Origin of the sequence: Kitasatospora mediocidica KCTC 9733 (genome assembly GCF_000744225.1) — a bacterium.
GTDB lineage: Bacteria > Actinomycetota > Actinomycetes > Streptomycetales > Streptomycetaceae > Kitasatospora > Kitasatospora mediocidica.
This window is the reverse complement of the sequence record NZ_JQLN01000007.1, coordinates 1,411,939-1,424,796: the sequence shown is the minus strand read 5'-3', so window position 1 is coordinate 1,424,796 and position 12,858 is coordinate 1,411,939. Positions and strand designations below refer to the sequence as shown.

Below are 12,858 nucleotides of genomic sequence, written 5' to 3'. Positions count from 1 at the left end.
TGTGCGCCGCGTCGCCGGCCTGTCGCAGCGGCGGCGTACGGTGGCGGTATATGGACGACACCTCGTATCTGAGCGACCCGAACCCGAGCGACCCGAGCGACCCGAGCCACGCCGAGGCCCGCTGGGTGCCCGAGCCCGACAAGCGGCCCGGCCGGACGGCGTTCCAGCGCGACCGCGCCCGCGTCCTGCACTCCGCCGCCCTGCGCCGACTGGCCGGGACGACCCAGGTGGTCGCCCCGATGCGCAGTGACTTCCCCCGCACCCGGCTCACCCACTCGCTCGAATGCGCCCAGGTCGGGCGGGAATTGGGCGCTGTCCTGGGCTGCGACCCGGACCTCGTGGAGACCGCCTGCCTGGCCCACGACATCGGCCACCCGCCGTTCGGCCACACCGGCGAGGAGGCCCTCGACCAGGCCGCCGAGGGCTGCGGCGGCTTCGAGGGCAACGCCCAGTCGCTGCGTATCCTGACCCGGCTGGAGCCCAAGCGCTTCGCCCCGCTGGACGAGGCGCCCGCCCGGCTGGCCCCCTGGCCCGGCCGCAGCGTCGGCCTCAACCTCACCCGGGCCGCCCTGGACGCCGCGACCAAGTACCCGTGGGCCCGCGGCGACCACCCGGTGGACCCGGCCTCCTCCAAGTTCGGCGTCTACGCGGACGATCTGCCGGTCTTCCGCTGGCTGCGCTCCGGCACGCCGCAGGACCGCAAGTGTTTCGAGGCGACCGTGATGGACTGGTCGGACGACGTCGCCTACTCCACCCACGACGTCGAGGACGGCCTTCAGGCCGGCCACATCGCCACGGCGGCGCTGCGCAGCGGGGGCGAGCGCTCCGAGCTCTTCAAGGTCGCCGAGCGCTACGCGCCGGACGCCGAACCGGAGGAGTTCGGCGAGGCGCTGGACCGGCTCCAGGCCCAGGAGTGGTGGCCGCGCGGCTACGACGGCTCGGCCCGCGCCCGGGCCGGACTGAAGGACCTCACCAGTCAGCTGATCGGCCGGTTCTGCCTGGCCGCCGAGCAGGCCACCCGGGAGCGGTACGGCCCCGGTCGGCTGACCCGCTACGAAGCCGAGCTGGTGGTCCCGCGCGGCGTCCGCCTGGAGTGCGCGGTGCTCAAGGCGGTCGCCGTCCGGTACGTCATGCAGCGCGACGAGCAGGCGCAGCTGCGTTCCCGGCAGCGGGTCGTGATCGCCGAGCTGGCCGAGGCGCTCACCCGGCGGGCGCCCGAGGGGCTGGACCCGGTCTTCGCCGCGCTCTACCTGGAGGCCTCCGACGACCGGGCGGCGCTGCGCGCGGTGATCGACCAGATCGCCACCCTGACCGACGCCTCGGCCCTGGCCCTGCACGCCCGGCTGACCGGCCCGGCGAAGCCGTAGACTTCCACAGTGGCCGGGCGGATCAGGGACGAAGATGTACAGGCAGTGCGAGACGCGCTGCCCATTGACGTGGTGGTCGGCGACTACGTCCAGCTGACCGGCGGTGGCGGGGGGGAGCTCAAGGGCGTCTGCCCGTTCCACGACGAGAAGTCGGCGTCCTTCTACGTCAACCCGAGCAAGGGCTTCTTCCACTGCTTCGGCTGTCAGGAGAGCGGTGACACGATCACCTTCCTGATGAAGATCGAGCACTTCTCGTTCGCCGAGGCCGTCGAGCGGATGGCGACCACGGCCAACATCACGCTGCGCTACGAGGAGGGCGGCTACAGCCAGCGCCACCAGCCGGGCGAGCGGACCAGGCTGGTCGAGGCGCACAAGGTGGCCGCGGCCTGGTACCAGGAGCAGTTGACCTCGCCGGAGGCCGAGGTCGGCCGCGCCTTCCTCACCGAGCGCGGCTTCGACGCGGAGGCCGCCGCGCACTTCGGCGTCGGCTACGCGCCGGCCGGCTGGGAGCACCTGGTGCGCTACCTGCGTGGCAAGGGCTTCAGCGACAAGGAGATCCTGCTCGGCGGCCTGGCTTCGCAGGGTCAGCGCGGCGGGCTGATCGACCGCTTCCGCGGCCGGCTGGTCTGGCCGATCCGGGACACCGCCGGCGAGGTGGTGGGCTTCGGCGCGCGACGGCTGCGCGAGGACGACAACGGCCCGAAGTACCTGAACACCCCCGAGACCCCGATCTACAAGAAGTCGCAGGTCCTCTACGGCATCGACCTGGCCAAGAAGGAGATCGCCAAGAGCGGCCGGGCCGTCGTGGTCGAGGGGTACACCGATGTGATGGCCTGCCATCTGGCGGGCGTGACCAGCGCGGTGGCCACCTGCGGCACGGCCTTCGCCGAGGACCACATCAAGATCATCCGCAGGCTGCTGATGGACACCTCGCAGTACCGCGGCGAGACGGTCTTCACCTTCGACGGTGACGCGGCCGGCCAGAAGGCCGCGCTGCGCGCCTTCGAGGACGACCAGAAGTTCGCCGGCCGGACCTCCATCGCGATCACCCCCGGCGGGATGGACCCGTGTGAACTCCGGCTCGCCCAGGGTGACGAGGCGGTGCGCGAGCTGATCGCCAACCCCGTCCCGCTCTTCGAGTTCGCGCTGCGCTCGGCGGTCGCCCGGCACCGGGTGGACGCCGCCGAGGGGCGCGCGGCGGCCCTCGAAGAGGCCGCGCCGATCGTCGCCAAGATCAAGGACCCGTCGATCCGGCACGAGTACGCCGTCCAACTCGCGGGCCTGCTGGGCATCCTGGACGAGCAGTTCGTGGTGCGCCGGATCGGCCAGATCGCCCGCTGGCAGCGCGAGTCCCCGGCCAACGGGCGCGGGCAGACGCTGCGGCGCCCCGAGCCGCAGCAGCAGGCGCCCGCGCCGCAGCGTCCGGCCTTCCGCCTCAACCCGCAGGACACCGGTCAGTTCGTGGAGCGCGAACTGCTCAAACTGGCCATCCAGTACCCCGACTTGGTGAACCCGGCCTTCGACCAGTACGCCGAGGACGAGTTCCCCACCCCGCCGTACGCGGCGGTCCGGCGGGCGATCGCCAAGGCCGGCGGCACGGTCCACGGCGCCGGCCGCCCGGACTTCGTCACGGCCGTCCTGGACGTCGCCGACAACGACCATGTCCGGTCGCTGGTCACCGAGTTGACGGTCGAGCCGATCCGCACCCGGCGCAAGCCGGACGAGATCTACGCGGGCGAGTTCCTGGTGAAGCTGCGCCGGGCCTCCGTGCAGCGCCGGATCGACGAGGTCCGCGCACAGCTCCAGCGGCTCGGAAACCGCCCGGACGCGGGGGAGTTGACGGCCGTGCAGCAGGAGCTGTGGGCACTCCAGCAGTACGACGCCAACCTGCGCACCCGGGGATCCGCCGGACTCTAGCCTCTGTCTCCGCCAGAAACTCACCGCACGACTCTCGGCTACGACTGTGGCGTACCCCACACTGAGGGTGTCTCAGTCCGTACAGGTCGGGCCGCGCGGCCCGCGGAGGGGTGGGTCCCTTGGAGATCGCCGCCGCCCAGGACGCCGCAGCCGAGGACAGCGCGGCCGAGGACGACGCGGCCGAGAGACCGGATGGCGAGTCCGATCTTGGCCCGAGAGCCGAGTCCGGTCCCGGGCCCGAGCCCGGCTTCGGTGGTGCGGGCGGGTTCGAGGCCGAGGCCGTCGATCCGGACGACGACGCCGCGGGCCCGCTGCTGAACGAGCCACCGGGCCCGGCCGCCGACCTGTTCCGCCAGTACCTGCGCGAGATCGGCCGGATCCGCCTGCTCACCGCGGCCGAGGAGGTCGAACTGGCCCGCCAGGTGGAGGCCGGACTGTTCGCCGAGGAGCACCTGCACGACCACGGCCTGCCGGAGGGCCGGCTGGCCGACGACCTGGACCACCTGGTGGTGCTCGGCCGGATCGCCAAGCGCCGCCTGATAGAGGCCAATCTGCGCCTGGTGGTCTCGGTGGCCAAGCGCTACGTCGGCCGTGGGCTGACCATGCTCGACCTGGTCCAGGAGGGCAATCTCGGACTGATCCGGGCCGTCGAGAAGTTCGACTACGCCCGTGGCTACAAGTTCTCCACCTACGCGACCTGGTGGATCCGGCAGGCGATGAGCCGCGCACTGGCCGACCAGGCCCGCACCATCCGGGTGCCGGTCCACGTGGTGGAGCTGATCAACCGGGTGCTGCGGGTGCAGCGCCGGATGCTCCAGGAGCAGGGCACCGAGCCAACCGCGGCCGAAGTCGGCCTGGCCCTGGAGCTCACCGAGACCCGGGTCCGGGAGATCCTTCGGCTGGCTCAGGAGCCGGTCTCGCTGCACACTCCGATCGGCGAGGAGGACGACGTCGCCCTCGGCGACCTGATCGAGGACGCCGACGCGGCCTCGCCGGTGGAGAGCGCGGCCTTCCTCCTGCTGCGCGAACACCTGGAGGCGGTCCTCTCCACCCTCGGCGAGCGCGAGCGCAAGGTGGTCGAGCTGCGCTACGGCCTCACCGACGGCCGCCCGCGCACCCTGGAGGAGATCGGCGCGCTCTTCGGCGTGACCCGCGAGCGAATCCGCCAGATCGAGTCCAAGACGCTGGGCAAGCTGCGCGGCCACGCCTTCGCCGAGCAGCTGCGCGGCTATCTGGACTGACCCGGCTGTGACGGACCCGCCGCGGGCCGCTCCTCGCCGGACGGGACGAGTGTCAGACGGGTGTCAGTGGTGGAAGCCGCTCCGGGGGGCCACCCCGTGCTCCTGCAACGGGCCGGGCTGGTTCTGGAGTTCGGGCAGGATCCGGGCCAGGTCGGCCAGCAGCAGGTCCGCCAGGTCCATCGTGAAGCCGTTGCGGCAGACCAGGCGCAGGACCGAGAGGTCGGTGCGCTTCTCCGGGAAGGTGTAGGCGGGGACCTGCCAGCCGCGTTCGCGCAGGCGGCGGGAGATGTCGAAGACGTCGTAGGCGGTCACATCGTCCGCCACCGTACAGGCGAAGACCGGGAGTTCGTCGCCCCGGGTGAGCAGCCGGAAGGAGCCGAGCGCCTCGATGCCGGCCGCCAGGTACTGCGCCACCGCCCGGCAGGACTGCTGCACCGCGCGGTAGCCCTCCCACCCCAGCCGCAGGAAGTTGTAGTACTGGGCGACCACTTCGGAGCCGGGGCGGGAGAAGTTCAGGGCGAAGGTCGGCATGTCGCCGCCCAGGTAGTTGACCTTGAAGACCAGCTCCTCCGGCAGCGCCTCCTTGTCCCGCCAGAGCGCCCAGCCGACACCGGGGTAGACCAGGCCGTACTTGTGCCCGGAGGTGTTGATCGAGGCGACCCGCGGCAGCCGGAAGTCCCAGACCAGATCGGGGTCCAGGAACGGCGCGACCATGGCGCCGGACGCGCCGTCGACGTGCACCGGGATGTCCAGGCCGGTGCTCTGCTGGAAGGCGTCCAGGGCGGCGCAGATCTCCTGGACCGGCTCGTAGGAGCCGTCGAAGGTGGAGCCCAGGATGCCCACCACCCCGATGGTGTTCTCGTCGCAGAGAGCGATCGCCTGCTCGGCGCCGAGGTGGAACCGCTCGCCCTCCATCGGCGCGGTCCTGGCCTCCACCTCCCAGAACGTGCAGAACTTCTCCCAGCAGACCTGCACGTTGACGCCCATCACCAGGTTCGGCCGGGCGCCGGCGTCGTAGCGTGCCTGGTTGGCGCGCATCCAGCGCCGCTTGAGCGCGAGGCCCGCCAGCATGCAGGCCTCGCTGGAGCCGGTGGTGGAGCAGCCGATCGTCTGAGCCGGGTCCGGCGCGTTCCACAGGTCGGCGAGGATCGCCACGCAGCGCCGCTCCAGCTCGGCGGTCTGCGGGTACTCGTCCTTGTCGATCATGTTCTTGTCCAGGCACTCCGCCATCAGCGCCTGGGCCTGGACCTCCATCGAGGTGGTGACGAAGGTGGCCAGGTTGAGCTTGGCGTTGCCGTCCAGCATCAGCTCGTCGTGGATCAACTGGTAGGCGATGTGCGGCGGGATCGGCCCGGCCGGCAGCCGGTGTTTGGGTGGCGCCAGTCGCATCGCCCCCAGGGGATCGGCTTCGCCCAGGAACGCGTTGACGGCCAGGCGGTGGTCCGCGCTTGTGCCTCGGTGCAGTGCCATGTCGGGATCGCCTCTCGCTAGGTGACCCTTCCCACGCTAGTCCCGCTCGGCGATCTCCGGGTGGACCTGGTCGCGGACGGCGCGGTACTGCTGGCGAACGGCCTTGCCGAAGGGCTGGTCCGGGTCCGGCTCGATGACCGTCACCTCGGGCAGCTCCCACTGCGGCGGCTCGGCGGTGCCGGCCAGCGCCCAGGCGGCCTGCCGGGCCGCGCCGCGCGCCGCGTAGTCGCCCGGAGGCGGTATCACCACGGTCGCGTTGAAGACGAGCGGCGCGATCTCGCGGACCGCGGGCAGCCGGCCGACCGCGCCCAGCAGGACCACCCGGCGCACGGCCACGCCCTTGCCGCGCAGCGTGTCCAGCGCGTCCGCGACGTTGCACAGCATGCCCTCGACCGCGGCTCGGGCGAGGTGTTCGGGTGTCATCGACTCGGCCCGAAGGCCGGTCAGGCTGCCTGCCGCGTGCGGCAGTTTCGGGGTCCGCTCGCCGTCCAGGTACGGCAGCAGCACCACCCCGTACGCGCCGGGGGAGGAGCGCAGCGCCAGCTCGCTCAGGCCCTCCAGGTCGCGTCCCAGCAGGTGCGCGGTTGCGCGCAGCACGCCGGCCGCGTTGAGCGTGCCGACCATCGGCAGGTGGTGGCCGGTCGCGTCGGCGAACGAGGAGACCGTGCCGCTGGGGTCCACCACGGGCTGGTCGTGCAGGGCGAAGATGGTGCCGGACGAGCCGAGCGAGACGACCGCGTCGCCGGGGCCCAGGCCCAGGCCGAGCGCGGCGGCCATGTTGTCCCCGGTGCCGGCCGAGATCAGCAGGCCCTCGGGGGTGTGCCCGGCGGGCTCGTTGGGGCCGAGCACCTCGGGCAGCCGCATCAGCTCGTGGCCGAGCGCGAGTTTGACCAGGTCCTGGCGGTACTCGCCGGTGATCGGGGACCAGTAGCCGGTCCCGGAGGCGTCGCCCCGGTCGGTGGTGCGCCGCTGCGGGTGGCCCAGCAACTGCCAGACCAGCCAGTCGTGCGGTAGCAGCACCTCGGCGATCCGGCGGGCGTGGGCCGGCTCGAACTCGGCCAGCCAGCGCAGCTTGGCGATGGTGTAGGTCGCGGCCGGGACGGCGCCGATCGCCTCCGTCCAGGCGGCCGGGCCGCCCAGCGCGGCCACCAGCGCGGCCGCCGCACCGGAGGACCGCGGGTCGGTCCAGAGCAGCGCCGGACGCACCAGCACGCCGCCCGCGTCCAGCCCGATCATGCTGTGCTGCTGCGCGGAGACACCGATCGCCCGGACGCCCTCCAGCAGGCCGCCTGCGGCCGCGTCACCCAGCGAGTGCAGCCACGACTGGGGGTCCGCCTCGGTGGATCGGGCCTCGGAAGCCTCGGACGCCGGGTGCGGGGCCTTGCCGGAGCGGAGGACGGCGCCGGTGTCCGCGTCACACGCGACGATCCGGGTGCGAAGGGTCGAGCTGTCGATGCCCGCAACGATGGCCATGATGGAGATCATGCCTCAGCCGGGGGTCCTCCCGTCGCCGCTCCCGGCAAGTGTTGCCCACTCGGTACCGGGGTCCCGGGACTACGGGCGCACGGTGCCCCAGCTGTCGTCCTCGTCCTGTCGGCGGCCGAAGCAGGACACCCGGTCGGTGAGCGCGTCCGGCAGCCGGTCGCCGACCCGCTCGGTCACCGCGCCCGCGGCCTTGCCGGCCGCCGCACCGGCCGAGCGCTTGGCCCGTTCGGTGGCGTCCTGGACCTTCGGGTGCTCCGAGATCCGGCGTGCTGTCGTGGCGATCTGCTCGTAGCGCTGCCGGCCGGCCCTGGCCCCCAGGACGTAGCCCGCCGCGACCCCCACGACGAACGTCACTTTCCACATGTTCGGCCTCCACCCTCTCGCGCGGCGCTTGCCGCGGTGCCTTACCCGTCCCGGCCGCCGGCGAACCGCCCACCGGTCGGCGTGTCCCTCCACAGCATCCCCGGCGGGCGACCGTGCCGCCCGCCGGGCGCGCCGAGCGGAGCAGCTCCGGGGGCGCGCCGGGCGGTCCGAGGTGCACGGTTCGGAAAGCGATTGGCGGACCACCCCCCTGAGTGCGCTAATGTATGTCCCGCAGCGAACGCCGAGGCCCGGGAGACCGGGAACGTCCGGGAGACCGGGGAACGACCGAGGCCGCCAGCTCAATCCCGCATAGCTCAATTGGCAGAGCAGCCGACTGTTAATCGGCAGGTTATTGGTTCGAGTCCAATTGCGGGAGCCCAGAGAGGTGCCCGGTCCCCGTGACCGGTGCCACCCTGGTGAGCGGTCCCGCATAGCTCAATTGGCAGAGCAGCCGACTGTTAATCGGCAGGTTATTGGTTCGAGTCCAATTGCGGGAGCAGCGAGAACGCCCCTCGGTTCGCCGGGGGGCGTTCGGCGTTCCCGGACCGGCCCGGGACGCCGGGCGAGCCGCAGGCCTCAGCCGGTCGCCTGGTGGTAGAGGGCGGACACCCGGTCGTCGAAGCTGACGCTGTACGAGATGTCCGGGGTGTCGCCGCCCGCCTGGTAGCCGCCGATCACGCCGACCAGGGTGCCCAGGCCGCTCTGCGGGTCGATGTCGGTCAGCCAGGGGCTGCCGCTGGTGCCGTCCGAGAAGTCCCCGCAGTCGAAGCGTTCCTGGGTGGAGCTGCGGGCGCTGGTGCGGGTGCTGCAGGTGATCGGCTGGTCGCGGGTGAAGGGGTAGCCGGTGACGGTCACCGGCAGGTCGAAGCCGAGGTTGAGCCCCAGCTTGTTGCCGCCGAGGACGTCCTCGATCTGCCGGCCGCCCAGCGGCGCGACGGTCAGGAAGGCCACGTCGTACTCAGGATCCTCGTCGTCCTGCCAGTGCGGGTCGACGGTGATCCGGTTGACCGTCCAGCTGCCGTGCGGGGACTGGCCGTCGCGGTAGCCGGGCAGGAAGGTCAGACCCTCCAGCGGGCCGGCGGAGTGGCTGTAGACGCAGTGCGCCGCGGTGGCCAGCAGGTTGCGGCCGGGGCTGTCGACGACGCTGGCGGTGCAGGCGCGGGTGCCGTTCTGGGCGGGCAGCGTGAGTACGCCGATCCGGTCGCTGCCCGCGCTCTGCGGGGCGGTGTCGGCGCTCAGCGCGGGCCGCCGCGGGCCGTCCTGGGCGCACGCCGCGAGCGGCAGGGCCGCGGCCAGCGCGGCGGCCAGCGCCGCAGCGCGCCTGACGTACCCGTACCCCCGCCGGGCCATTCGCCGCCGCCTCTCGGTCATCGCTCGACGCCGGGTGCGTCTTCTCAGCAATGATCTACCAGGTACGGGCGGTCCGGCGCCAGATCCCGGACGCGGACGGCGGACGCCCGGCTTGGACCGGTCGGTCTCAGTTGGTCGCCCGGGCGAAGAGCGCCTGGACCTTGTCGCCGAAGTAGCTGCTGTACGAGACGTCCGGGGTGTTGCCGCCCTGCTGGTAGCCGCCGATCACGCCGACCACCGTGCCGGTGCGGGTGGCCGGGTCGAAACCGGTCACCCAGGGGCTGCCGCTGGTGCCGCCGGTGTAGTCGGGGCAGCTGATCCGCAGCTGGGTGGGGCTCTGCTGGACGGTCTGGTTGACGCAGGTGATCGGCACGTCGCTGCTGCTCGGGTAGCCGGTCACCCGGACGTCGAGCTGGTAGCCCTTGCCGATGCCGAGCTTGTTCGCCCCCAGCACCTGCTGGACCTGCTTGCCGCCCTGCGGCTGGACGACGGCGAACGCGACGTCCATATCGGGGTTGCCGCTGTCGGCCCAGCTCTGGTCGACGGTGATCGCGGCCAGCGGCCAGACCCCGCTGGGCGTCTCGCCGCCGCGGTAGCCCGGGACGAAGACCAGGTCGTTGCGCTGGCCGACCCCGGGGTCGTAGACGCAGTGCGCGGCGGTCACGATCAGGTTCTGCCCGGCGCTGTCGACGACGCTGGCGGTGCAGAAGTGGTCGCCGGACGCGCTGCGCGTGAAGACCGCGCCGACCAGGCCGTTCAGGGTCGTCGGCGAGGCCGTCCGGGTGGTGCCCTTGTGCTTGTCGAAGGCCTTGAGGAAGCGCTCCCGGGACCAACCCGAGGGGCTCGCCGCACCGGAGGCCGCAGCGGAGCCCTCGTCGGAGGCGCCGGAGGAGGGCGGTGCGTGGCTGCCGGTGGACATGAAGCCGGGCGTCGGCGTCAGAAACAGTGCCCCGCTCGGCTCGGGGGATGACCCACAGCCCTGGGCGGTCAGTCCGATCGCCAGCGCGGTGGCGCCGACGAGGGCCCTGCTACGCACCGTCATCCGACTCCCTCCAGCGCCCGTTGCTCCGGACAGCTTCACCCGGACACCGGTGCCCTGCCACCGGGACTCACCGGCCTGGACGCGGCGGGAGGACACACACGGCGCACCCGCGGGCCGGGCTCCGGGAACGCACTCGTGGTGCGCCCCCGGCGCGCACCACGGCTGATCGACCGGATATGCTGCCCGTGGCGGCCTTGCGGGGCCGCTGTGCTGCGCTGGAAGGCCACGGTGGTGGCCGACGCCAACGCGGTGAGTCGGGGCGGTAGCTCAGCCGGTTAGAGCAGGGGACTCATAATCCCTGGGTCGTGGGTTCGAGTCCCACCCGCCCCACCTCAGATCCAGACGGATCGTCAGATAAAAACAGCACTTGACCTGGCGAAACGTCTGACCGCCCGTCCTCAAGGCTACGGTAGACCACCGTCCGGAGCCCGCCCGCCACGCCGCGAGGGGCCCGGCCGAGGAGTTTTCGAGGAAGTCCCCCCGGACCGGCGGCACCGGTGGTGGTCAGAGGTCCTGATAGAGGATCTCGCCCGCGCCGGTGGCCTCGTCATAGATGCGGTAGCGGTAGCGGCCCGCTTCGAGGTGGTCGGCGAAGGACTCCAGGGCAGACAGCCAGCTCGGTGCGCGCACGTCGCCGGGATCGGGGTCCCAGCCCTGGTCCGAGTAGATCAGCCGGCCCGGCGACCCGTCGGGATCCAGGTCCAGCACCAGGTGGGAGCCGTCGCCTTCGTGGGTGAGCGGAACGTAGGCCTGCGAGGACCAGTCGTCGGCCGTCTCCTCGCGGATGGCGGCGAGTTCGCGGACGTCCCAGTGCATCCACTCGTCGGGGCCCGCGCCGGGGACGGCGACCGCGCGGTGGATCATGCACGAGGCCGCGAAGTCCGCCGGCAACCGGTATCCGAGTTGCGTCTCGGCCGCCGCGATCTCCTCGGCGCTCGCCGGTCCGGCCAAACCGCCGAGCAGCGCCGGGGCGTGCACCATCAGCGAGCCCTCGATCCGCCGCCAGACGTCGGCCACCGCCGCGCGTTCCAGCCGTGCGCTCTCGCAGTCCGGGCCGGTCAGGAACCGCTCTGCCGCCTCGCGGTCGGGCGCGCCGAGCCGGGCCGCGGCCTGGAGCCGTAGCGTGCGGTTGAGCGGCAGGTTCCTGACGACCTGCCACAGTGCCTCGGTGACCTGGTCCTGATACTCCGGACCCGCGTCGAGCACCGCCGCCACGACGTCCTTGTCCCCGCCCGTGACCAGGTACTCCTCCGGGCTCAGCAGCAGCGAGCCGAGCGCCAGCCGTACCGCGTCGGGACGCTCGGCCGGGTCGAGCGCGGTGAGCGGCGTCGCGAGGAGCCCGACCGCCACGCCCCCGGCGACGGCCTCATGCAGCAGCTCGTACACGCGCTGCCGGTCCACGTACGGGCTCAGCGTGAACATCGCCCGCACGCCCTGCGGCGTCAGCCGTGCGGCCATCCGGACCAGCACGTCATCGGTGTGCCGCGGGCCGAGCAGGGCGAAGTCGGCGGCGAGGCGTCCGTCCGCGGAGCCGTTGCCGAGCCGGAACCGGGCGCGCGCCGCCGCGGCCTCGCCCGGGTCGAGGGTGGCCAACGCGATCTGGGTGCCCAGCGCGGCGGGACCGGCGGGGGAGAGGTCGATGCGGGGAGTGTGGACGAGCGCCCGGTCGCTGGGCAGGTCGGCCAGATAGCCGCTCAACTTCGCTGCTCCAAAAGCACGTTGCTCGGGAACGAGATCCACGATGGTGCGGGCCACCTCGGTGCGGTTGACGAAGCCGAGATCCAGCAGGTGGCCGAGGGCGCTGCCGACCGGCTCGCGCTGCGCCGCGTCCTCGGCCAGCATCTCGCGCGCCGCCGCGCACCCCGCCGGTATGAAGTCCGGCAGTTCGCGCAACGGGCCTTCCGGCGACTTCCACGCGTCCGGAAACAGCAGCAGGGACACGAGTGCCGACCGCGCGGCGTCGGCCTGCGGCGACGGTTCGAGTGCCATCAGCAGCATCGACTGCGGCACGGCCGGCCCACCGTGGGTCTCGTTCAGTTCGGCGCACGCCGTCAGGCGGGCCAGGGCGTCCGCTCTCGGCTGTGCGCCGAGCCGGGCGAACGCGGCGGCGTGGACTGCGGCGTCGGCGCCACCGGTGATCCCGAACTGCTCGCGTGCCGCCTGGAGTTCGCCGGGGTCCAGGACCGCCAGGGCGATCTGCGTGAGCAGCGCGGCGGAACTCGTGTCGCAGACGTCCTGGTGCGGATAGGGGATGCGCGCCCGGTCGTTCGTCCGGTCGGCACGGTAGAGGCGCAACTGCGCCGCCGCGGCCGCGCGTTGCTCGGGGACGAGCTCCACGATCGTGCGGGCCACGTCGGGGCGGATCGTGAAGCCGTGGTCCAGCAGGTGGATGAGGGCCCGGCCGACGGGTTCGCGCTGCGCGTCGTCGTCGGCCAGTGCCGCGTGCGCCGCCGAACACGCCGCCGAGGTGAACTCCAGCGTGTAGTACGGCGGTCCGTCCGGCAGTAGCCAGGCTGCCTCGCAGGAGCGGGGCGGGACATGGCTCAGATGGGTCACCAACGGTCAACCTCCACGAGATCGACGACCGACCGGCCGTCGAGGTCGCACCCTACGCGGAGGCCGT

At 72.5% G+C, this 12,858-nt stretch carries 9 protein-coding genes and 3 tRNA genes; 6 read left to right on the top strand and 6 right to left on the bottom strand.

Going from position 1 to position 12,858, the window contains the following annotated elements; genetic code table 11:
- Positions 1-50 precede the first annotated feature (50 nt).
- The 3 genes from BS80_RS36540 (at position 51) to BS80_RS36530 (ending at position 4,525) form a co-directional block, all read left to right on the top strand.
- Positions 51-1,367 (top strand): deoxyguanosinetriphosphate triphosphohydrolase, encoded by a 1,317-nt coding sequence (locus tag BS80_RS36540; RefSeq protein WP_035806054.1) that lies wholly within the window; start codon positions 51-53, stop codon positions 1,365-1,367.
- A 9-nt stretch (positions 1,368-1,376) separates the two neighbouring features.
- A complete protein-coding gene (gene dnaG, locus BS80_RS36535; RefSeq protein ID WP_035806052.1) occupies positions 1,377-3,284 on the top strand; it encodes a DNA primase in 1,908 nt (635 codons plus the stop codon).
- A gap of 110 nt (positions 3,285-3,394) precedes the next feature.
- Positions 3,395-4,525 (top strand): RNA polymerase sigma factor, encoded by a 1,131-nt coding sequence (locus BS80_RS36530; protein ID WP_157536782.1) that lies wholly within the window; start codon positions 3,395-3,397, stop codon positions 4,523-4,525.
- Positions 4,526-4,588: 63 nt separating this feature from the next.
- Here the strand turns inward: BS80_RS36530 and BS80_RS36525 are convergent, their stop codons facing one another.
- The 3 genes from BS80_RS36525 to BS80_RS36515 form a co-directional block, all read right to left on the bottom strand.
- Complete coding sequence (locus tag BS80_RS36525; RefSeq protein WP_035806050.1) at positions 4,589-5,995, bottom strand: glutamate decarboxylase; 1,407 nt, start codon at positions 5,993-5,995, stop codon at positions 4,589-4,591.
- Between the two features lie 36 nt (positions 5,996-6,031).
- Complete coding sequence (locus BS80_RS36520; protein WP_035807016.1) at positions 6,032-7,468, bottom strand: FGGY family carbohydrate kinase; 1,437 nt, start codon at positions 7,466-7,468, stop codon at positions 6,032-6,034.
- Between the two features lie 81 nt (positions 7,469-7,549).
- On the bottom strand, positions 7,550-7,834 hold the full coding sequence (locus BS80_RS36515; protein WP_157536781.1) for a hypothetical protein: 285 nt from the start codon (positions 7,832-7,834) through the stop codon (positions 7,550-7,552).
- A gap of 312 nt (positions 7,835-8,146) precedes the next feature.
- On the opposite strand from BS80_RS36515, the gene BS80_RS36510 reads away from it, so the two are divergent.
- Positions 8,147-8,219 (top strand) — tRNA-Asn (locus BS80_RS36510).
- Positions 8,220-8,267: 48 nt separating this feature from the next.
- A tRNA-Asn gene (locus BS80_RS36505) sits at positions 8,268-8,340 on the top strand.
- A gap of 79 nt (positions 8,341-8,419) precedes the next feature.
- On the opposite strand, the gene BS80_RS36500 is transcribed toward BS80_RS36505, so the two are convergent.
- Together BS80_RS36500 and BS80_RS36495 are read right to left on the bottom strand one after the other, a co-directional pair.
- Positions 8,420-9,193 carry a trypsin-like serine peptidase gene (locus BS80_RS36500; RefSeq protein WP_035806046.1) on the bottom strand — a complete coding sequence of 258 codons (774 nt, stop codon included), beginning with the start codon at positions 9,191-9,193 and terminating at the stop codon, positions 8,420-8,422.
- A 127-nt stretch (positions 9,194-9,320) separates the two neighbouring features.
- A complete protein-coding gene (locus BS80_RS36495) occupies positions 9,321-10,235 on the bottom strand; it encodes a trypsin-like serine peptidase (protein ID WP_035806045.1) in 915 nt (304 codons plus the stop codon).
- 256 nt (positions 10,236-10,491) lie between these two features.
- Between BS80_RS36495 and BS80_RS36490 the strand changes: the two genes are divergently transcribed.
- Positions 10,492-10,565, top strand: a tRNA-Ile gene (locus BS80_RS36490).
- 174 nt (positions 10,566-10,739) lie between these two features.
- Here the strand turns inward: BS80_RS36490 and BS80_RS36485 are convergent.
- A complete protein-coding gene (locus BS80_RS36485) occupies positions 10,740-12,791 on the bottom strand; it encodes an SMI1/KNR4 family protein (protein WP_157536780.1) in 2,052 nt (683 codons plus the stop codon).
- Positions 12,792-12,858: the final 67 nt, after the last annotated feature.